This window comes from Hoyosella rhizosphaerae, from assembly GCF_014643175.1.
In the GTDB taxonomy this organism is placed as follows: domain Bacteria; phylum Actinomycetota; class Actinomycetes; order Mycobacteriales; family Mycobacteriaceae; genus Lolliginicoccus; species Lolliginicoccus rhizosphaerae.
The window spans coordinates 196,858-217,653 of record NZ_BMJH01000004.1; the positions used below are offsets into that span (position 1 = coordinate 196,858).

The window sequence follows — 20,796 nt, forward strand, 5'->3', positions numbered from 1 at the left end:
CGATATGGGCATGTTGTTTCTCGCAGGTTTGGTTGTTAACTCGTTCGCCATCTGGCTTGCAGCCGAGGTAGTCGCTGGAATAGGTTTGCGCCTGCCAGGCGAATCTACTGCTGCAAACGCACTCTTCGTCATTGCTATCGGGCTCGTTTTCACCCTCATCAACATGCTGGTCAAGCCCGTTGTGAAACTGTTGACGTTGCCGCTTATCATCCTGACTCTGGGCCTATTCCTCCTCGTCATCAACGCATTGATGCTGATGCTGACGAGTTGGGCAACAAGCTACCTAGACTTCGGTCTTGTTGTGTCCGGATTCTGGGCCGCGTTCTTCGGCGCCATCATCATTGCCTTGGTCAACTTGATCCTCGGAATGATCATCCCGACAAAATCCCGCTAAGCGCGCCGCGATTCAGCAACTGTCGCTTCGGTTACTGGTGCTTCGGCTGGCAGAATTCGCATTTCTGCCAGCACATGCACAATTACCCACACGGCGGCAAAGCTGATGGCCCAGATCGGCGACCACAGTGACCAGATTGCGTACGTCGCGGCGACCAACACCAGCCCTTTCACGGCAATCCGCGCCGGAGGCAGGTCGTAGTACGCACGATCAGCGGCAAACAACCACCACAGCAGAGCGGTCGCGCCGACAACGCCAATAGCGAGCAACGCGCTCATTCCAGTGCTATCAGCGATTGACCAGGCGTAGATGCCCAGCACCGTAATTGCGGCCACCTCGGTGAGCAAAAGCAGTACCAAAACCACACCAACTGCAGCGGTCAATATCATCGAATTAGCCCCCTTTTGACCAGATTTGCACACAACCTAACAGCTACATCGCGGTCAAACCCACCGCAAGCAGAATTGCCCAGCCCAGCATGGCGAGTCCAGTGTCACGCAAGGTGTCGATGAGGGCCATGCCAGTCGCTCCCTGGCGCACCGGAATGTAGGCGCGCAACGCCATCGGGATCGCGGCGAAGGTGATCAGCACTAACGGCTCACCGAGTGCCGCTATCGCAACGGAGACGACAAACGGAATCACAAGGAGGGTGAGGTGAAGTTTCCGGGTAGGGGCATCGCCGAGACGCACCGCGAGGGTGACCTTCCCGGCCACTGAATCTGTGGGAATATCGCGAAGATTGTTGGCCACAAGCACCGCGCTCGCGAAGCAGCCGATACTCACAGCGGCGAGCAGCCCAAGCCACGACACCGACTCGGTTTGCACAAACTCGGTTCCCAGAACAGCAACGAGTCCGAAAAATACAAAGACAGCGATCTCACCGAACCCGAGATATCCGTACGGCTTCTTGCCGCCTGTGTAAAACCACGCCCCAGCGATGCACAACAATCCGACAAGCACGATCCACCAGGCCGTCGTGACAGCAAGCGCTAGACCCGCAATCGCCGCCACTCCGAAGGAAATAAAGGCTGCGCGTTTAACAAGATGAGCTGCCGCAGCCCCGGAACCAACTAACCGCATCGGTCCTACGCGGTTGTCGTCAGTTCCGCGCACGCCGTCCGAGTAGTCGTTGGCGTAATTCACGCCAATGACCAGCGCCAAAGCCACAACGAGGGCAAGTAACGCCTTCCACCACACAGCCGAACCTGCTGCTATTGCCACACCTGTTCCAGCGATGACGGGTGACAGTGCAGTAGGTAGTGTGCGGGGCCGGGCCCCTTGGATCCAATCAGTTACGGTCGCCATGCGTTGATCTTCTCAGGAAAGTTCACAGTTCTGCTGAACTGACGCACTGGGCGCTGTCGTCATCACCGGCGGCACACGCCCACCCATGACGCCTATATCGTGCGATCCTACGAAGGCGTAACTCCCACCCCAGCGCAGTAGTGAGCAGCCGAGTCACCGAACCTCAAGGAAGAATATGGAGAGCATCCAGCGGCATTCAGGAATCGTAGACACCTTCGGTCATTTGCTGTTCATCGGACAACTCGATGAAGTGCCAGAGCCTGATCCTGATTATCCTTATCTCAATTTTCTCAGCCTCTACACCGGGCGAATCCGGATCGAAGTGGGCACCAGGTTTGGGCCTGTCAACGCCTCCGTGGAGGTCCTGGCTCAAGCTCCCCCGCTCGAACCGGACGCGTGGGAGGACATCGATGAAGGCGACATCGCCTACTCCGGATCGGGGCTTATCCTCCAGGACGAGGTGGGTCTGAGCTTGCTTCCCGCTGAGCCCGAGACGACGTTCACGCCCGATGGTGAGCATCGCTACCGCGTCCGGGTCAGCGCCCGGGGCCGCAACATCGACTACGACCATTGCACTGATGTTCCGCTCGAGGACTACCTCATCCAGTTATGGCCCGTCACTTGTGCCTCACCTCGTGTCAGCTATCAGAACAGGTCAGGTCGCTGAAACACGAGGTGAACGGGTTCCTGATGGGCGGCCAATTGCTGTGCTGAGCGCAGCGGGATCGACTCACTGAGAATGGTTTTTCGGCCGGTGATCTGCAACATGCCGCAACCGCTTCAGACCCACTGGGCGCTGTCGCAGCTAGGTGCTGATCATGCGTACAAGGGCGCGGCGGTCAACTTTTCCGGGCCCGCGAACGGGTAGTTCGGTCACGATGTGCAGTTCTCGTGGTGCGGCGTAGCGGTCCAGTCGCTCAGTGATGAACCCGCGCACTTCGGCGAGAGTGATGGGATCGCCGTCCTGGGTGACAACCACGGCGGCTATCCGGTACCCGAGGCGTTCGTCGGGCACCCCAACGATGGCGCAGTCGCGCACAGCTGGGTGGTCGAGGAGAGCGTGCTCAACGATGTGGGGGAAAACAGTCAGCCCACCGGTGGAGATCGCTTCGTCGAGCCTGCCATGAACCGTCAGCACCCCATCCGTGAAAGTTCCGGCGTCGTCGGTGCGGAACCAACCAGGCTCGGCAAAGTTGGGGTGGTCGGGAAAGTTGATGTAACCAGAGGCCACAGTGTCCCCACCGATGACGATACGACCGTCCTCCACGCGAACACGCACTCCGCTCAGCGGCACCCCGTCGTACACACACCCGCCGCAGGTCTCGCTCATCCCGTATGTGCGTACGACTCGAATGCCCTCTGAGGCGGCGCGGCTATGAAGGCTTGCAGGCATCGCGGCTCCACCAATCAGAACCGCATCGAAATGTCGCAAAACTTCTGTGGCATGAACGTCGTCAAAAATTTTGTGGAGTTGGCCGGGCACGAGCGAGGTATATAGTCGCTCATCGCGGCCGAGCAGAGGTGACACGATTTCGGCAAAATGTGTCGGCGAAAATCCCTGGGCCAGGTCAACCACGGAGGGTGTTGTTTCGCTGAGGATGCTCCGGATGAGCACTTGGATTCCCGCGATGTGATGGGCAGGCAGGGCAAGAACCCACCTGCCCGGACCGCCAAGTCTCTCGTGGGTGGCGTGAGCACTTGCCGTCAACGCCGACGCTGAGAGCATGGCCGCTTTGGGGGTGCCCGTGGTGCCCGATGTCGACACGACCAGGGCGGTTTCGGGTAACGGAACTAGTGCTGAAATCTCCCGCGCTGCTGGGCTCAGCGAGCCTTCCGCGTGGGGTAGCCAACACTTCTTGCCAGCCAGCGCGGACTCTAACTGGGGAAGAATGTCGAGGACCGCGGGGCCAGCCGGTACCGCGAGCGGCTCAAGAGTAGTCACCCCACGATGCTGCCACGATATTCGGACACACGTGCTCAGGACAGAACGGTGAGACGCGGTTACATTGGGTATGTGGACGACACCGTCGCCGCGGCGATAAGTGCTCTCGACGCGGATGATCCAGCTGTTGCCGCGGACGCTGAATGCGCGTGGCATGAACTTGTTGCGATCTCACCCGCCTCAGGTCCCATCCAGGCCAGCGTGCAGCAGTATTGTTGGGGAACTTTACGGCGTCTCGATCTCGGAACCGAAAGGGCGTGGGCACGTAGCTGCGCTCTAGCCGACCTCCTCGACCGTATTGGGTTGTCGCGCTATGCGCACATCGCGCGCAGTGACACAACACGAGCGATGCTCAGTCCGCAGTCACAAGAATCCTGGGTTCAGCGGTTTCGTGCGCATATGGCTGAATCAGGTGTAGCGCCGCCAAACACAACTTTGTTGTCCTGGCCAGATGTTTGTACCGTGCGGGAGCTCGACATCGTGGACACGATTGCGTCGACACTAGAGGTTGCTGTGATCACCGGCGATATTCCAGTCGGAGCACACCGAAATGGTTCCGCAGCGCGGCGAGAAGAAATTATGCATTCTGTGCTCGCCACAGAGCGGGGTGATCAGAATCTCCTCGAAGATGTGCTCGACTGTCGCATTGAACTGTGGTCGACGCTGTCGCCGACGAGAGCAGCGGTCTATGATGGCCTTGTAGAAGTGCTGCACGCGGCACAGGTTGTACCCCTTGTGGTTGCGCAGAAGGCCCACCGGTACCTTTCTGAGCTTCGCGCCAGCCATGACGCAGCGGAATCGCCGAGTGAATCGGCGGACGACCGGCAGTTGCGGCTCATTCTTCAGCGGATGGGCCTTGTGCGGAGGGAACGAGGCCGAACAGTGCTTCGCCCGCACGCACGCGGAATGTCGATCGCTGACGTGGTGAGCGTTTTACTGCGGGACTGGATTGGTGTGGAGTACACCCCAGAAGCGGTCGTCATCGAGGCCCTCCTGGTGGCTGTCGCGCGCACCGGCGATACCAGCTTCAGCGCATATAGGGCTGATCGAATCGATCCCGCTGTGCTTGCGACTGCGTTGCTCAACGAAGAAGGGTGGCGGGTCGGCGGCGAGCCGATTGGTGTGCGCGACGTTCGGAAAATAGTTAATCGCGCGATTCACGAGTTGCAAGTACTCGGCGTGCTCACAGATGACAGTGAAGACATTCCTTATGGAAACAGCATCGCGGTGATGTTTGCTCATGGGGTAATACGAGCGCGCTTGCTGCATTCGAATTATCCGCGAGCCATGTGATCCGCGAGGGCCATGAGCTGGCCTTTAGTGACTGACACCTCATGTGACCTGGATTGCAGAAGGCTATCCGTCGCCAAGCCGTTACTTTACCGTTATTAAACAAGGTAAAGGCGTCGCAAAGCCACACAACATGTCGCGGACGACGCACAACGTACGGTTCCGAACCAGAGGAGACGGCAGTGCTGACGACCGCGCCAACACAAGGCTCGCTACCAGGAACCGCGCAGAGCGCCGCACCGTCAGCACAAATAACGCCAACCCCAGCCAAGCAACGCGTCGAATGGGTCGATCTCGCCAAGGGCCTCACCATCACGCTTGTCGTGCTTCTCCACGCCGTCGGCATGCTCACCCGCTTCGACCTAGCCCCGGAATTCTGGAACGGAATCAACGGCTTCGTTCAGCCGATCCGCATGCCGCTGTTCTTTGTCGCATCAGGACTGTTCGCACAAGGCATGCTCCGCATGACGTGGGCAACCATGCTTCGCAGCCGCGTCGCACACCTCTTCTACCTCTACACCGTGTGGCTCCTGGTGTTCTTCGTCGCGCACAACCTCTTGCCTGATCCCGTCGCACACGGTGGGTACGCGAAGTTCTCCACCGTCATCAGCGGACTAGTAGCCCCAAGCAGCGCCCTGTGGTTCATTTACGGCCTCGCCGTCTTCGCGATCGTCGCGAAAGCTATCTCGCGGTTCCCACTAGCGGTCCAGTTCGGGTTCGCGATCGCACTGTCCATTTCGGCTTACGGATCGCACTTCATCTTTGCTGACCTGGGCTTCGGATGGCGCAACCTCGGGTCGTACTTCGTGTACTTCCTGCTTGCAGTTCATGCAAAGCCGATCATCGTGAAGTTCAGCCACCTCGCCAACGGACCACGCCTACTTTTGGCACTCGGTGCCTACGCAGCCGTGTACGTCCCGATTATGGTCCTCAACATTGTGCCGCTTCCCGAACTTCGCCTAGTAGTCACCACCGTTGGACTCCTGCTCGGTGTGCTTGTAGCGTCCGCACTAGTAGGCACCCGGGCCGGAAACATCTTCCAAAAGATCGGCAAGCGCACCCTGCCTGTCTACGTAATGATGGACATCCTCATTGCGCTGGTCGTATTTGCCTTCATCAAAGCCTCAGTCGTGACGTCACTGCCTGCAGTCACCGTAGTTGCTCCGCTGATCGTCACCGCACTGGTTGTGTCCGGCGCACTGGCTTTGCACACCGTCCTCGTGCGATTCGGAATGAACTTCCTCTTCGAACTTCACCCAGCAATTCGCGGGACCGCCAAGAAGGCATGATTGCCGCGTCAGTTGCGTGGGCTTCGGTACCGAATGGAAATCAGGACTTTAAACGCCTGATTTTCTCCAGAGGGTAGCTTCCCACCGTGGCCACGACGCATCCATAGAAGGCAAGGAAAACTAACTGGCCGGTCGTGAGTGCTGGGTCCAATTCATTCATCAGCCTCGTGACGATGAGGGCGATGGGCGGGAGGCAAAGCAGAGCCCCGACCGTGCACCACAGTGCTAGGGACCTGTTCGCCTCCGTGCGTCGTTTGGGATCCAGCTTAACGTGATCTGGAACGTCCTTGCCGTAGTAGTCGGAGTGCAGCGCACGGCCGCTGAAACCGACGTAGGCACCGTAGCAAGCAGCTACGAAACCGAGAGCAAATAGTAGTGCTAGGAATTGCGGCATTGCGTCATCTCCGCTTGCGATTGGACGATGGTAATTGGTGCACGTGCAAAGTTAGTTGCGGATTTCGTCCGCCGCCCGGTAGATCTTGGCTTTGAAACCTTCAGGGTCAGGAACGTGGGCGAGTGTCATCGCACCTTGCTCGGACGCGGACTGAATACGCAAGGTCCCGTAGCGCATGATCCGCTCCCACAGGTTTGCCCGAAACGAGATGTCATTTAACCGGGAAAGTGGGATGCTGCGCCCCTTCTTGGTGATGAACCCGCTTCGCTTGTAAACCCGCTTAGTGGTGAGAATGTACAAGGTGGAACGCCAGTTCAGGAGCGGAATGAGCCACCAGCGCACGGAGGCGAGGACAGCGAGTCCGATAACGACATAAATCGCGATCTGGCCCCAATCTTCATCGGCTGGCAGGAACCACATCGCAGTTCCCGCGACCACCCATGTGAGCACGAGGACAACAAACTCGGTGATCAGCTCTGTCCAGTGTTGGCGAGTGCTGTAGAGCAAAGTTTCGTCGTCAGCGAGATAGCGTTGCGGATTAGCCATAGAGTCAATCCTGACAGATGGTGGTTATGTGAACTGATCGACGAGTTTGACGATCATCGACAAGATATCGGTAAGAGGGACCATCGATAGCCGTTCGCGGGCACGGTCGGTAACCCCGTGCAGAATCAGTTCCTCAGGCCCGGTTTCAATTCCGGTGAGTTGGAAGCCGTGCGGGAGGTCGGGGACAGATATCGCGAACGGCTTGATGCGGTGGGCGACGGGTAAGCTGCGCTGCCATAAATGGACACCGACGGGGTCAAGATAGATCACAGCTTCGCCCGCGGTTGCTTTGAGTTCGATGTGGCCGAGCATCGGCATGCGGGCCCAGCGCGCCCGAATCTTCGAGTCACTGGTTATCTCGACGTCGATGTCAGGAGCGACTTGTTTGACCCAGTGGTGCACTTCCGTGCTCGTCACCGTCACTCGAAGTGTCACCAGACCTGCGACGAGGTAGGGGGCAGGAAGGGACCTCAAGCGGACGTTACTGCACGTGATCTCGACTTGGTGAAGTGTGGTGCGTTCCCAGCGCACATGATTCGCGACGATGCGGAGCGTAGATATTTGTCCCGTCGCCAGGCCGAGAGTGCGGAAGTCGCTATCGATTTCGACTGGTGTAAACGAAACGTCGGTCCCGCCAGCGCGGACGGTGAGGCGCCGACCAAGCAACCGGTCCGAAGCGATCCGAACGATGAGTTGCAGCAGTTGAGCCGGGGTGGTGGGAACTGAGGGGACAAACGATGGAATCGGTGCTTTGAGTGACTTGCCGAGCGCAAGCAATCGGTCCACTTCCCGCCACGGCAACCACTCACCGAATGGTCGGGAGGTGCTCATAGGTTCAGTATGGCGGGTGAACCCCACCGATCGGTAGAACTTAAGCCTGCGGCGGTGTTGGGCGCTGATCGCATCGCAGTGGGTGATCTGCTGGAATTTCGACGAGGACTATCGGGTTTCCATCGGGATCATGGATCCACATTTCGATGAGCCCCCACGGCTCTTGGCGCGCCTCACGATCAATGGGGACTCCGCAATCACCCAACTCGACGGTTGCCTCACTGACAGATCGCACCTGCAACCACAGTGCACCAGTAAAGGGTGCGGCTTCCCCTGACCCGCCGTGAGCTGCGACCTCAAGCAGGCCCTGACCAGCAAAAAACACAGTCCCGCCTGGATATTCGCGGTATATCGCGAGGCCGAGGTGATCGCGGTAGAAGCGCAAGGATTCTTCGTAGTCGCGCGGACGAATGATCAATCGGCTGCTGAGAATCTGCACTGGGCCTCGCTAAGGTCGCGTCTATGGTTCCTGTCTAGTTCGTGTCTCCAGTAGTACTTGTTTTAGTAATACCAGGGGAACGGTGACCAATCTGGGGCCCGCTTCTCCAAGAACGAGTCCCGACCCTCCACGGCTTCGTCGGTCATGTAACCCATACGCGTCGATTCGCCGGCGAACAGTTGCTGTCCCACCAGTCCGTCATCGATCGCGTTGAAAGCGTATTTGAGCATCCGGATAGCTTGCGGAGATTTACCCATGATGTCGTCTGCCCATTCGAGTGCGGCATCTTCGAGTTGATCGTGGTCGTATACCGCATTCACAGCACCCATTTTGTGCATCTCTTCTGCCGAGTACGTGCGGCCGAGGAAGAAAATCTCGCGGGCAAACTTTTGACCGACCTGGCGGGCCAAATAGGCCGAGCCGTAGCCCGCGTCAAAACTGCCGACATCGGCGTCGGTTTGTTTGAACTTGCCGTGTTCCCGGCTCGCGAGGGTGAGGTCGCACACAACATGCAAGCTGTGTCCGCCGCCGGCAGCCCACCCGTTCACCAGGCACATCACAACTTTTGGCATGAAACGGATGAGTCGTTGAACTTCAAGAATATGGAGTCGTCCAGCGCGTGCGGGGTCTACCGTGTCCGCTGTCTCGCCTGCCGCGTACTGATAGCCGCTTCGCCCACGAATGCGCTGGTCACCGCCAGAGCAGAATGCCCAACCGCCGTCTTTTTCGCTTGGCCCGTTGCCCGTCAACAGCACGACCCCAACGTCTGAGGACATACGCGCATGGTTGAGAACCTTGTACAGCTCATCCACCGTATGAGGTCGGAATGCGTTGCGAACTTCCGGGCGATCGAACGCCACTCGCACGACACCTTTTTTCTCCCCGTCCCGCACATGGCGGTGATAGGTGATGTCGGTGAGGTCGTCGAAACCGGGCACGGTCTGCCAAAGCGCATCGTTGAACGTCACGCCCACGAGCATAGTGGTACCCGATGATTTTCCAGACGACACGGTCAGCGAGGAGCACACTGGAGGGACACAGTGACGCCGACGGTGAGGACGATTCGATGGCCTACATCATCACTCAAGCGTGTTGCAACGATGCTTCGTGCGTCGCGGTGTGCCCTGTCAATTGCATCCATCCGAGACCCACAGATCCGCTGTTCGCGACGGCCGAAATGCTTCATATCGAGCCCGATGTGTGTATCGACTGCGGTGCCTGTGTAGACGAGTGCCCTGTTGAGGCCATCTTTCCGGACGACGCTCTGCCAGTGGAATTTGATCGGTACGTCGAAATCAACGCTGCCTACTTTGAGAAGCATCCGCTGGACCCAACTGTGATGCGCTTTGCCCACCCGCCGCGACTGCAGTTCGACAGCGAAGAATTTGGCAGGTTGCGCGTAGCCATCGTGGGAACGGGTCCGGCGGCAATGTATACCGCGCAGGAATTGCTCAGCTACTCCGGTGTCGAAGTAGACATGTTTGATCGCCTCCCGACGCCATTCGGACTGATCAGGGCAGGTGTAGCCCCTGACCACCTGGAGACAAAGAAGTTTTCTGACGCGTTTGGCCCCATGTTCAACAAGCCCACATTGGGTCTGCACCTCAACGTCGAAATCGGCAACCACCTCACCCACTCTGACTTGCGTGCGCACCACCACGCTGTGATCTATGCGGTGGGGGCGTCCGCGGACCGGAAACTTGGGATTCCGGGTGAGGAGCTGCCAGGCTGCGTGTCGGCCACTGAATTTGTCGCCTGGTACAACGGGCATCCCGACTTCAGTGCCAACACGTACGACCTGTCAGGGGAGCGGGCCGTCATCGTCGGAAACGGCAATGTGGCTCTAGACGTGGCGAGGATTCTCACAACACCACCAGACGAACTAGCTAGCACTGACATCGCTGACCACGCCCTCGACGCCCTACGAGCCAGCAAGATTCGCGAAGTGATCATTCTGGGAAGGCGGGGACCGGCGCAAGCTGCGTACACCCTCCCGGAGTTCCTAGGCCTCGGCGACACCCCCGGTGTGGACGTGACAATTGACCCAGCGGACCTCCAACTCGACGAAACTACCCTCGAATATCTGAGGGGCGAAGCGGAACCTTGGGTTCGGCAGAAGGTCGAGATTGCGCGTAAATACAGCACCAATGTTCCCAACGATTCACGGCGACGCATCCACCTGCGATACCTCACCGCACCAGTGGAAATAGTGGGCGATGATCACGTTTCAGGGCTTCGTGTTGCCCGCACCCGGCTCGTTGGGGCAGGAGCTGCGGCTGAGATCACAGATGTGACCGAGACTCTGGACACCACCTTGGTGCTGCGGGCGGTCGGGTACCGCGGCGCCGAGATCCCTGAGGTGCCGTTTGACGCATCGAAAAACGTAATCCCCAACACGGTCGGACGCGTCGATGATTGCGAAGGCGTATACACCGTCGGCTGGATTAAACGTGGACCACGCGGTTCCTTGGGAACCAATAGGGGAGACGCAGCCGAAACTGTCGCGGCGCTCATTGAAGACGTCAACGCCGGGCGGTGCAACCGCGCGGTGCTTCCTCGCGCGGAGCTACGAAAACTGGTGCTATCACGGCAGCCAGAAGCGTTGGACTATGCGGGATGGCGCATCATCGACGCAGCTGAGACAGCGCGTGGACGCGAGAGTGGGCGTCCGCGCCGAAAGTTCGCTACGCGCGCCGAGCTTCTTGCCGCAGTGCGCGACGCTGCCGACCATGAGTAGCGCCCGTTTAGGCATACTGAAGTTCACATGAATACACACTTTCGCTCCGCTGCGGCGCTTCCTCCGCTCGCCGCGCTCATGGATAACTGCCACGTCGTCACACTTCCCATGCGCGTTCGGTTCCGAGGCGTCACGCACAGAGAAGTGATGCTCATCGAAGGCCCGTTCGGGTGGGGAGAATTCGCTCCGTTTCCCGAGTACGGCGACGACGAAGCCGCCACCTGGTTGCAGTCAGCTATCGCGGCCGCGTGGTCGCCGCGCCCTCTAGCTGTTCGAGCAGCCGTGGAAGTCAACGCAACAGTGCCAGCGGTTCAACCTGAGCAGGTCGCAGAGGTGTTGGCGAGATTTCCCGGAGCAACAACCGCCAAGGTTAAAGTTGCGGAAAAAGGCCAGACGTTGGCCGACGATGTCGCCCGGGTAGACGCCGTGCGGCAGTTAGTGCCGTCAGTCAGGGTCGATGCCAACGGGGGGTGGACAGTTCACGAAGCAATCGCGGCGTTCTCAGAACTCGGGCCCCTTGAATATGCGGAACAACCGTGCCGCACCGTCGACGAATTAGCCGAACTGCGGCGACAAGTGCCCACTGTGAAGATTGCCGCGGACGAGAGCATTCGTCGATCTGATGATCCGCTTCGCATCATCGAGGCCGGTGCGGCAGATATTGCCGTCGTGAAAGTTGCTCCCCTCGGCGGCGCGAATCAAGTCTTAGCGATCGCGGATATCCTCAGCCAGCACAACATTCCCGTGGTGGTTTCGAGCGCATTGGACTCGGCGATCGGCATCGCCTACGGCGTCGCCACCGCAGCTGCATTGCCCCAGTTGAAATTTGCGTGTGGACTCGCCACATCGCGCCTTTTCGCCGACGACGTAGCAGAGCCGCCGAACTGGGACAACGGCCGACTTGTTGTCACCACGCCGCAGCCCGATCCCAGTGCGCTCCGGAGACTCCGCGCGAACCACAGTCGCCAAACATGGTGGCGCGACAGGCTCGTGCGCTGTCATGCGGTGCTAGCAGCGACTTAGCGTGTCGGCGGCGGTGACGGTCGAGCAACGTCACGAATCTCGGCGCCAAGGCCCCACTCAGTGCGACCAAACCTGCTCAATGGTGCAATCGCACGGCTATCAGGCAGACCATCGTCGTCGAGCACGCTGCTGTTTGCGGTCGCGAAAACAACACGACCAAACACAATCACCGAGTCCCCGATCTCAACGATCTGTTCAAGGACGCATTCGAGACTTATGGGAGCCTCTTTGACCCGCAATGGAGCGACTTTGACACTCGGTGCCACACGAATGTCGAGCTCAGTGAACTCACTGACAGCAGAGTCAAACGCAGCGGAACTGTTGTTCACCTGGTCGATCAGCGGCTGGGAAGCGAAATTGACGACAAACTCTCCGGTTTCCCGAACATTGCGCACACTATCTTTGCGCCCGACTGACGTGAACTGAACGATCGGCGGATTCGTACTGGCAATCGTGAAGAAACTGTAGGGGGCCAGATTGTCGACACCGTCGGCGGACCGCGTTGACACCCAGGCGATGGGGCGTGGAACCACCGCTGACGTCAGCAACTGGTACACGCGGTCAGCGTCCATGACAGTGGTATCGAAATGAGTGCGCACGTCCGTAATCGTGACACCCCATGCCGGCTTTGTCATCGCAGCCGAGTCACAGCCGACGTGTCGGCGAAGCCCGCAACTGCCGACATCAGTAACAAACTACGCCCGAATCTGACACTCTGGAATAGTGAATCCGTCCACTGCACAGGCAAGCGCCGTTGTTGATGAACTTATTCGCGGCGGAGTTCGCGATGTGGTGCTGTGTCCTGGGTCCCGAAATGCCCCCTTAGCTTTCGCGCTGCACGCAGCAGAAGTTGATGACCGTATCCGCCTGCATGTTCGTATAGACGAGCGCACGGCTGGGTTTCTTGCGATTGGTCTGGCGTTGGGTTCCCGGTGTCCAGTTCCCGTGGTCATGACCTCAGGCACGGCAGTGGCAAATCTCACACCCGCCGTCTTCGAAGCGAACTATGCGCGAGTACCCCTCATCGTTCTCAGCGCCAATCGTCCGTACGAAATGCTCGGCACAGGTGCCAACCAAACTGTTGAGCAACTCGGAATGTTCAATGAGCAGGTGCGGGCATGCATCAGCTTGGGCATCGCCGAGGAAAATGTTGATCAAAATAGTCAATGGCGCTCCGCCGTCTGCCGTGTCCTCGCCGCAGCCCGGGGAGACCGAACAGGCAACGCAGGGCCAGTGCAGTTTGACCTTCCACTTCGCGAACCTCTCGTACCTGAGATCGGTGGTGGAACAGCGCCAGAAGGTCGACCGAACGGGGAGCCCTGGACCGCAACGCCGCGTGCGCACCTCGATGTGCCCCTGCCGATCGACGTCTCCGTCGACACCGTTGTCATCGCAGGCCACGGATCAGGTTTGCACCCAGAACTCGATGGTCTGCCTACAGTCGCGGAACCCACCGCCGCGCACACCGCCGGTTCAACCATCGACGTACACCCATACGCGCTCGGTGAACTGCGCCCCAAACAAGCCATCATCACGGGCCGACCTACGTTGCACCGATCAGTAGCGAGGGTTCTTGCAGACCCGCGCCTCGCGGTCTACGCCCTCACCACCGGTCCGCGGTGGCCGGACGTATCGGGAAACCTCACCGCAGCAGGGACCCGAGCGGTGCTCTCTGGAACGCCTCGACCAGGATGGCTGACCGACTGCCGCGACGTGTCGACACTGGCGCGCCACACGCTCCGTCGCGAACTCGAACGACACCCCAAAACCACCGGGTTGCATGTAGCCGCTGCGATCCTGGAAGCAAGCAAACCAGGTGACCTGCTCATCCTCGGCGCCTCCAACCCCGTGCGTGACATTGCCCTGGCCTCACCAGTGCCAGATCACGTCACAGTCGTATCCAACAGGGGCGTCGCCGGGATCGACGGAACAGTCTCGACAGCCATCGGCGGGGCGTTAGCACACAACGGCCGAGCCATCGCCCTCCTCGGCGACCTCACCTTCCTACACGACAGTTCCGGCCTACTCTTGGGGCCACATGAGCCTCGACCACAAGACCTAACGATCGTCGTGGCCAACGATGACGGCGGCGGTATCTTCGAACTACTCGAACAAGGGGACCCGATCTACGCCGGTGCATTCGAGCGCATCTTTGGAACGCCCCACGGAGTGAATGTGTCGGCGCTGTGCGAGGCCTACAACATCCCCTACCTCCAGCCTGAACTCGACGATTTGGGTCGAGTTCTCAGCGAAGGTTCTGTCGAAGTTGGCGGGGTGCGCATCGTCGAAGTGCGCACCGACCGGTCCGGTTTGCGGGATCTGCACGGGGCGATCCGTGCAACCATCGCGGCCAACCCGGATACTCTCTAACCGTGAAGTTCCGGATGCTGCGCCGCGCGCGACGAGCGGTGTACCTACTTGCCGGTGGCATCACGCTGCTTGCCGCGATCTTGGTCATTGGGGCTTGGCGCAACGACATGATCATCGAATCCGACATGGGCGTGGCAACAGCCGAGGTGCTTTCTGCAGGTATGCGCAGGTCCGCAATTATTTTCAGCACCCCAGACGGGGTCCTGCACAACCCACGCCTCGGGGTCCTGTACCCAACAGACCTCACCGTCGGGCAGCGAATCGAAGTGGAATATGCCCGCACCGACCCCGACCTTGTTCGCGTCGCAGGCCGCGACGCGCGCGTAGCAATCGTCCCTGCAGCCTCCGTCGCACTCGTCGCCTGGCTGGTGGCCACGCCATTTCTGCTGCTCATTCGGCGCGAGTTAAATCAAGCTGAACAACACTGACACAACAAGCAGATATCTAAACCAGAGTTTTGGCATAGGTTCGCGCAGAAGACACATGATGCTTGCCTGCTCGACGTGCGAGTCAATCACTCTTCAAGTATGCGTATAGCCATCGTCTCCGAATCCTTCCTGCCGAATGTTAACGGCGTGACGAACTCGGTCCTCCGCGTGCTTGAGCACCTCAAGCGAAACGGCCACGAGGCTATCGTCATTGCGCCAGACGCCATTGGGGACGAGGAAGCAGTCACCGAATATGAGGGCTTCCCCATTCTCCGCGTGCCTGCGGTGATGGTGCCGATGGTGACATCACTACCCGTCGGCCTACCACAACCATGGATTACCAACGCACTTCGCGAATTCGACCCAGACGTTGTGCACCTAGCATCGCCCTTCCTCCTCGGCGCAGGCGGACTTGGGGCTGCTCATCGCCTCAACATCCCCACAGTTGCCATCTTCCAAACCGACGTCGCTGGTTTCGCAGACAGCTACGGACTGGGGTTGACCTCTCGAGCCGCGTGGCGGTGGACACGGAAGATTCACCGAGGCGCCTCCCGAACTCTGGCACCCTCGACAGTGTCGGTGAATGACCTGGAGCAGCATGGCATCCCACGCGTACACCGGTGGGGCAGGGGAGTCGACGTCGATCGCTTCAACCCAGTACGCCGAAGCGGTGAACTTCGCGAAAGCTGGACACCAGAAGGCAAACTCATCGTCGGCTTCGTAGGCCGACTAGCACCGGAAAAGCACGTCGAACGACTGGCCGTGCTGCACCACCGTGACGACGTTCAACTGGTCATCGTGGGCGATGGTCCAGCATTGCCGAAGTTGCAGCGACTGATGCCCACCGCGATCTTCACCGGCCAACTCGGCGGCCTCGAACTAGCCCAGGCCTACGCAAGCTTCGACGTGTTCGTCCACACCGGAGACCACGAAACATTCTGCCAAGCGATCCAAGAAGGCCTCGCAAGCGGTATCCCCGTCATCGGCCCCGATGCTGGCGGACCCAAAGACCTCATCGCCCACGCGCGCACAGGGTTCCTACTCCCAGTGCCAGGCTTTGAAGGCGTCCTCTCCGGCGCGATCGACACATTCCTCGACCCGGTTGTGCGTTCCCAGTTCGGCCGCGCGGCGCGACGATCAGTACTCAAGCGCACCTGGCCAGCAATCTGCGACGAACTACTTGGGCATTACGCCGAAGTCGCCGGGTATGGCGTGGGTGAACTTTCCGCGACAGCGTAAGGCTTGATGTGGCTGGGGCTCTGGGGTGGTCTGGCTCCCGTCGGTCGTGCCCGTCCCGCCCGTCGGTCGTGCCCGTTCCGCCCGTCGGTCGTGCCCTTCCCGTCCGTCGGTCGTGCCCGTCCCGTCCGACCGCATGTGCAGAATTTTGCAGCCCTCCGAAGCCGTTTTGGCATGCAAAATTCAGCACATGTGAAACTTTGGCACGCGCACAGCGCCGAACCGGAAGCCCGCCAGCCACGAACCCACAATTGGCCCGCCAATGAGCACAAACTGTCAAGCGCATAGGCATCCTGAGGGCCGATACTAAAAAGCATGCCCCCGCTTGCACGTGACCGTCTCCGTGAGTTGCTTGATGCAGTCTTAAACACTGGGTCGACGTCGCGTGAGGATATGGCGAATGCTGCCTTCACGTCGCAGCATCACTTCAGTCGGTTGGTGCGATCCTCGACGGAGGAGTCGCCGGTGGCGTTGAAACGTCGGGTGATCCTTGAGCGGGCGGCGTGGCGGTTGAGGTCCGGCGAAACTGTCACAGATGTCGCGTTTTCTGAGGGTTATGAGTCGGTGGAGGGGTTTTCGCGGGCATTCAGCAGGGCTTTTGGGTTTCCCCCTCGGGATGCTGGCAATGCGAAATCTCACTGGTTGAGTGCGCCGAACGGGATTCATTTTCACCCTCCGAATGCGTTGTGGGTTACTGAAGCGGAGCGGGCGCCGGTGGCCGATGTAACTGCGGTGATGGTGCGTCATGACGTTGACGACACGGGGTATCTCCTGCGTGTGGCGGCGGAACTGGGCGAGGACGACTTTCATCGAACTCTGATGCCAGGGCATGTGGTGTTGAAGTGGGATGGCCCTGAGGAATCGATCGCGCAGATTTTGGATCACATGTTGTGGACGAAGGAAGTGTGGTTGGCGTCCATTGATGGGGAGAACATGCCGCCGAGGCTCGGGCTGGATCATTCGTCTCTTGTGGCGCGGCATGGGGTGGTGGCTCCGCGGTGGGTTCAGATGGCGGAGTCGGTCAATCCCAGTGACACGTTGATCGATGCGATTTGTGATCCGCCGGAGAGTTTCTCGCTGGGCAGCGTGATTGCGCATGTCGTGACGTTTGCTGCGTATCGACGTCAGTTGGTGCGGCAGTTGCTCAGGCGGGTGGGTGTCGAAGTGAATGACGGGGATCCGATTATGTGGTTACGCGAAGGGGTTGAGTAGCTATGCGTATGAAAACACAGTTTTTCACGGCATCGAGTCTGGATGGCTTTATTGCCACCGATGAGGATTCTTTAGATTGGTTGATTACCCGTGAGCATTTTCCGGACGGGGTGCTGAACTACCGGGACTTCATTGCTGATGTCGGGGCGATTGTTATGGGGTCGACCACGTATGAGTGGGTGTTGAACTCGGGCGAACCGTGGGATTACACGATGCCGTGCTGGGTGCTGACAAGTCGGGAATCGTTGCCGCTACCTGCGGGCGATGCGAATGTGACGTTCAGCAATGCCGGTATCAGGCAGGTGCATGCGGACATGGTTGATGCCGCTCAGGGCCGGAACATTTGGGTGGTCGGTGGTGGTGATGTTGCCGGGCAGTTCGCCGATGCGGGTGTGCTCGATGAACTGATTGTGTCGTTCGCTCCGGTGACGTTGGGGTCTGGGAAGCCTTTGTTGCCGCGGCATGTGGAGTTGCGGCTTGAGGAATGTGGTCAGAACGGTGAGTTTTTGTGTGCGCGTTACAGCGTGGTGCGTTAACAGCGGCGGTACCGCTTGTGTGCACATTCTCGCCAAATCTGAGCACTTTTTGTGCGAGAAACTGCACACAAGTGGGAGCGGAGCTCGGCAAGCATGGCGCAGCGCCGCGCGAGACCGGGTAGGTTCAAGATGTGATGAACGCGCAGACGGTACGTGCCACTTTGGAGAAGGATCCACGCGAAGTGGCTTCGATGTTCGACGGTGTCGCTCGACGGTATGACATCACAAATACTGTGTTGTCATTTGGTCAGGACAGGGCTTGGCGCAAAGCGACGAGGCGTGCTTTGCGGCTGCAGCCTGGTGAGGTTGTTCTAGATCTCGCTGCGGGCACGGGGGTATCGACGGTCGAGCTTGCGAAGTCTGGTGCGACGGTGGTCGCGGCTGATTTCTCGCAGGGCATGTTGCAGGCGGGGCGGTGGCGCAAGGTTCCTATGGTTGCGGGCGATGCGTTGCATTTGCCGTTTGCCGATTCTGTGTTCGACGCAGTGACGATCTCGTTTGGCTTGCGGAATGTTGCAGACATTGACGCGGCTTTGGCGGAATTGCGTCGTGTGACCAAGCCTGGCGGTCGACTGGTGGTGTGTGAGTTTTCTGCACCCGTCGTGCCGGTTCTGCGTACGGGCTACATGGAGTATTTGATGAAAGCTTTGCCGGCAGTTGCGCGGTCGGTGAGTTCAAACCCCGATGCGTATGTGTACTTGGCGGAGTCGATTCGGGCGTGGCCTGATCAGGGTGAATTGGCTGTGAAGATCGCCAATGCTGGTTGGTCTGGGGTGCAGTGGCGAAATTTGACGGGTGGAATCGTGGCGCTTCATCGCGCTACTTGCTGATTGCGACACGGTGGGGTGACGCTACCCGCACTCCAGTAACTGTGACATTCTGTCTCGGGAAGATGTTTTCCTGAGACAGAAAAGGGGATCACAATGCCGGGACCACTCGCGGGTATCCGCGTAATCGAAATGGCGGGCCTCGCACCGGGGCCCTTCGGATGCATGATGCTTGCAGATCTAGGCGCTGATGTCCTCCGAATCGAACGAGCGGGTGGCGGCGGACTGGTGCCACCAGAAGGCCCTCTCGATCGTGGAAAATACTCTCTCAGCTTGGACGTAAAAAACCCCGCCGACCTGGAAAAGCTTCTCGCGTTGTGCGACAACGCGGACGTTTTCGTTGAAGGCTTTCGCCCCGGTGTGGCTGAACGGATCGGTATCGGGCCAGAAGATTTGCACGCCCGCAACCCGAGGCTCATCTACGGACGCATTACCGGCTGGGGTCAGGACGGGCCACTCGCGCCGCGGGCCGGACACGACATCAACTACGCGGCGATCTCCGGTGCGCTTGACCTCCTCGGTCGCGAGGGCGAGAAACCAACCCCACCAGTGAACCTCCTCGCGGATTTCGCGGGCGGCGGGATGCTACTCGCGCTAGGAGTGCTAGCGGCTTTGCATGAACGCAACTCGTCGAACAAGGGCCAAGTTATTGATGCGGCGATGGTGGACGGTGCGGCGTTAATGACGACCTTCCTCCACGGGATGCATGACGCTGGTCTGTGGAATGGCGCACGAGGCACCAATCTTCTTGACACGGGTGCTGCGTGTTATGACACCTACGAGACAGCTGACGGAAAATACATGGCGGTAGGGGCGCTGGAGCCACAATTCCACGCGGCACTCATTGAGAAACTCGAACTTGATGCCGACGAGCTCCCATTTCATCTTGATCCCACGGGTTGGCCACAGTGGCGAGAAACATTGACCAACGCATTTGTGCGACGCACACAAGCTGAATGGGCGGAGATCTTTGAAGGCTCCGACGCCTGCGTTTCGCCCGTTCTTTCGGCCTGGGATGCGCATGAGCATCCGCACAACAAGGCACGCGAGACATTCGTCAGCATCGGGGGAGTGCAACAACCAGCCCCCGCGCCCAGGTTTAGCCGAACAGCGCTGTCCACGCCGCATGAGCCAGGTAAACAGCCTCCCGCTGAATACCTTCAATCGTGGGGCTTAACCGAGGAGTAGAGGCCTAATATCGCCGGTGATATCGGCGAGGGGTGCGGTCCTGTCAATTTTTGAACCAAGATCGTGGATGGCGCTCTCAATCACGGCCAAAGCGGAGTTCGACAGCACCTCGGCGAGTTCATCACTCGTCAGCAGGGGTGATTCAGAACTCAGCCATTGGTTGACAGCGCCGTCCACGAAACCGACAAGGCCGAAAGATATGGTCGGTGCCCTATCTGTTGGTATCCGCAAAATCGTCATGCCTGCCGAGACCACGTCAGTTACGTAGCGACCAAAGGCAGTTCTGATTCCGTCGAGCGAATCTGGTGCGCTCGCGGGGCGTTTTGGGCCACCGGACAAGAACTGGTGCAGATTTGGGTGCTCAGCGATCCAGTGCACGTAGGTGCTGATCGCCCGATTCACTGCGAACTCGACGGTTCCTTCGGGGACGAGCGCTGGGGCGAGCGTTTCCGTCAACGAGGACACGATGTGCGCCCGAACTTGCTGGTCAAGGTCGCCGCGTTCACGAAAGAGGCGATACACCACCGAGCGTGGTAGCTCTGCATATTGCGCTATCTGCTGCACTCCAACGTCGGCGCCCTCACTGTCAATCGCGCGCAAGGCAGCATCGAGTACTAATTTGCGTCGCGCTGCTTTGTGGTCCTCCCAGCGGACACTGCGACCGTCAATGACACCCTCTTCGGACTCGTTTGGGCGCGCATCGGTGGCGGAATCTGCTGGAGAACCTGAAGCGGTTTGCCGTGGAACTGGTGGCTTATTGAGTGACGACACGCGCTTAGCTTACTTTCCGCAGACGACTAGTTCGGGCG

At 59.3% G+C, this 20,796-nt stretch carries 22 protein-coding genes; 13 read left to right on the plus strand and 9 right to left on the minus strand.

Annotated elements, in window-relative coordinates; translation table 11 throughout:
- Positions 1-10 precede the first annotated feature (10 nt).
- Positions 11-394: a phage holin family protein gene (locus IEW73_RS15855; protein ID WP_188677592.1), complete on the plus strand. Its 384-nt coding sequence runs from the start codon at positions 11-13 to the stop codon at positions 392-394.
- On the opposite strand, the gene IEW73_RS15860 is transcribed toward IEW73_RS15855, so the two are convergent.
- Together IEW73_RS15860 and IEW73_RS15865 are read right to left on the minus strand one after the other, a co-directional pair.
- On the minus strand, positions 391-783 hold the full coding sequence (locus IEW73_RS15860) for a YrdB family protein (RefSeq protein WP_188677596.1): 393 nt from the start codon (positions 781-783) through the stop codon (positions 391-393). The two genes, IEW73_RS15855 and IEW73_RS15860, sit on opposite strands and share 4 nt — an antisense overlap.
- Positions 784-826: 43 nt before the next feature.
- Positions 827-1,699, minus strand: coding sequence for a 1,4-dihydroxy-2-naphthoate polyprenyltransferase (locus IEW73_RS15865; protein ID WP_188677600.1), 873 nt, complete (start codon positions 1,697-1,699; stop codon positions 827-829).
- A 175-nt stretch (positions 1,700-1,874) separates the two neighbouring features.
- Between IEW73_RS15865 and IEW73_RS15870 the strand changes: the two genes are divergently transcribed.
- A complete protein-coding gene (locus tag IEW73_RS15870) occupies positions 1,875-2,366 on the plus strand; it encodes a hypothetical protein (RefSeq protein ID WP_188677604.1) in 492 nt (163 codons plus the stop codon).
- 138 nt (positions 2,367-2,504) lie between these two features.
- On the opposite strand, the gene menE is transcribed toward IEW73_RS15870, so the two are convergent.
- The gene (gene menE, locus IEW73_RS15875) at positions 2,505-3,641 is read right to left on the minus strand and encodes an o-succinylbenzoate--CoA ligase (protein WP_188677605.1); all 1,137 of its coding nucleotides are present in this window, start codon (positions 3,639-3,641) and stop codon (positions 2,505-2,507) included.
- A gap of 48 nt (positions 3,642-3,689) precedes the next feature.
- Between menE and IEW73_RS15880 the strand changes: the two genes are divergently transcribed.
- Positions 3,690-4,934 carry a hypothetical protein gene (locus IEW73_RS15880; RefSeq protein WP_188677608.1) on the plus strand — a complete coding sequence of 415 codons (1,245 nt, stop codon included), beginning with the start codon at positions 3,690-3,692 and terminating at the stop codon, positions 4,932-4,934.
- A 179-nt stretch (positions 4,935-5,113) separates the two neighbouring features.
- Positions 5,114-6,220: an acyltransferase family protein gene (locus tag IEW73_RS15885; protein WP_229676068.1), complete on the plus strand. Its 1,107-nt coding sequence runs from the start codon at positions 5,114-5,116 to the stop codon at positions 6,218-6,220.
- Between the two features lie 445 nt (positions 6,221-6,665).
- Here the strand turns inward: IEW73_RS15885 and IEW73_RS15890 are convergent, their stop codons facing one another.
- From IEW73_RS15890 to IEW73_RS15905, 4 genes are all read right to left on the minus strand, one after another.
- Entirely contained in the window at positions 6,666-7,160 is a 495-nt protein-coding gene (locus tag IEW73_RS15890; protein ID WP_188677611.1) for a PH domain-containing protein, read from the minus strand.
- Between the two features lie 24 nt (positions 7,161-7,184).
- The gene (locus IEW73_RS15895) at positions 7,185-7,991 is read right to left on the minus strand and encodes an LmeA family phospholipid-binding protein (RefSeq protein ID WP_188677614.1); all 807 of its coding nucleotides are present in this window, start codon (positions 7,989-7,991) and stop codon (positions 7,185-7,187) included.
- Positions 7,992-8,031: 40 nt separating this feature from the next.
- Positions 8,032-8,430 (minus strand): VOC family protein, encoded by a 399-nt coding sequence (locus tag IEW73_RS15900; RefSeq protein WP_188677616.1) that lies wholly within the window; start codon positions 8,428-8,430, stop codon positions 8,032-8,034.
- 62 nt (positions 8,431-8,492) lie between these two features.
- Positions 8,493-9,410, minus strand: a complete 918-nt coding sequence (locus tag IEW73_RS15905) for a 1,4-dihydroxy-2-naphthoyl-CoA synthase (RefSeq protein ID WP_188677619.1) — start codon at positions 9,408-9,410, stop codon at positions 8,493-8,495.
- A gap of 86 nt (positions 9,411-9,496) precedes the next feature.
- On the opposite strand from IEW73_RS15905, the gene IEW73_RS15910 reads away from it, so the two are divergent.
- On the plus strand, positions 9,497-11,167 hold the full coding sequence (locus IEW73_RS15910; protein ID WP_188677728.1) for an FAD-dependent oxidoreductase: 1,671 nt from the start codon (positions 9,497-9,499) through the stop codon (positions 11,165-11,167).
- A 27-nt stretch (positions 11,168-11,194) separates the two neighbouring features.
- On the plus strand, positions 11,195-12,190 hold the full coding sequence (locus IEW73_RS15915; RefSeq protein ID WP_188677622.1) for an o-succinylbenzoate synthase: 996 nt from the start codon (positions 11,195-11,197) through the stop codon (positions 12,188-12,190).
- On the opposite strand, the gene IEW73_RS15920 is transcribed toward IEW73_RS15915, so the two are convergent.
- Positions 12,187-12,789, minus strand: coding sequence for a flavin reductase family protein (locus tag IEW73_RS15920; protein WP_372433540.1), 603 nt, complete (start codon positions 12,787-12,789; stop codon positions 12,187-12,189). The two genes, IEW73_RS15915 and IEW73_RS15920, sit on opposite strands and share 4 nt — an antisense overlap.
- A 124-nt stretch (positions 12,790-12,913) precedes the next feature.
- Between IEW73_RS15920 and menD the strand changes: the two genes are divergently transcribed.
- From menD to IEW73_RS15955, 7 genes are all read left to right on the plus strand, one after another.
- Entirely contained in the window at positions 12,914-14,560 is a 1,647-nt protein-coding gene (gene menD / locus IEW73_RS15925; RefSeq protein ID WP_188677626.1) for a 2-succinyl-5-enolpyruvyl-6-hydroxy-3-cyclohexene-1-carboxylic-acid synthase, read from the plus strand.
- 14 nt (positions 14,561-14,574) lie between these two features.
- The gene (locus IEW73_RS15930) at positions 14,575-14,988 is read left to right on the plus strand and encodes a DUF3592 domain-containing protein (RefSeq protein WP_241012180.1); all 414 of its coding nucleotides are present in this window, start codon (positions 14,575-14,577) and stop codon (positions 14,986-14,988) included.
- A 99-nt stretch (positions 14,989-15,087) separates the two neighbouring features.
- Positions 15,088-16,227 carry a glycosyltransferase family 4 protein gene (locus IEW73_RS15935; protein ID WP_188677628.1) on the plus strand — a complete coding sequence of 380 codons (1,140 nt, stop codon included), beginning with the start codon at positions 15,088-15,090 and terminating at the stop codon, positions 16,225-16,227.
- Positions 16,228-16,539: 312 nt separating this feature from the next.
- Positions 16,540-17,436: a helix-turn-helix domain-containing protein gene (locus IEW73_RS15940; RefSeq protein WP_188677629.1), complete on the plus strand. Its 897-nt coding sequence runs from the start codon at positions 16,540-16,542 to the stop codon at positions 17,434-17,436.
- A gap of 8 nt (positions 17,437-17,444) precedes the next feature.
- Positions 17,445-17,972: a dihydrofolate reductase family protein gene (locus IEW73_RS15945; RefSeq protein WP_188677630.1), complete on the plus strand. Its 528-nt coding sequence runs from the start codon at positions 17,445-17,447 to the stop codon at positions 17,970-17,972.
- Between the two features lie 134 nt (positions 17,973-18,106).
- A complete protein-coding gene (locus IEW73_RS15950; RefSeq protein ID WP_188677631.1) occupies positions 18,107-18,802 on the plus strand; it encodes a demethylmenaquinone methyltransferase in 696 nt (231 codons plus the stop codon).
- 93 nt (positions 18,803-18,895) lie between these two features.
- Positions 18,896-19,987, plus strand: a complete 1,092-nt coding sequence (locus tag IEW73_RS15955) for a CaiB/BaiF CoA transferase family protein (protein ID WP_188677632.1) — start codon at positions 18,896-18,898, stop codon at positions 19,985-19,987.
- On the opposite strand, the gene IEW73_RS15960 is transcribed toward IEW73_RS15955, so the two are convergent.
- Positions 19,973-20,758, minus strand: a complete 786-nt coding sequence (locus IEW73_RS15960) for a TetR/AcrR family transcriptional regulator (RefSeq protein ID WP_229676069.1) — start codon at positions 20,756-20,758, stop codon at positions 19,973-19,975. The two genes, IEW73_RS15955 and IEW73_RS15960, sit on opposite strands and share 15 nt — an antisense overlap.
- Between the last annotated feature and the right edge of the window lie 38 nt (positions 20,759-20,796).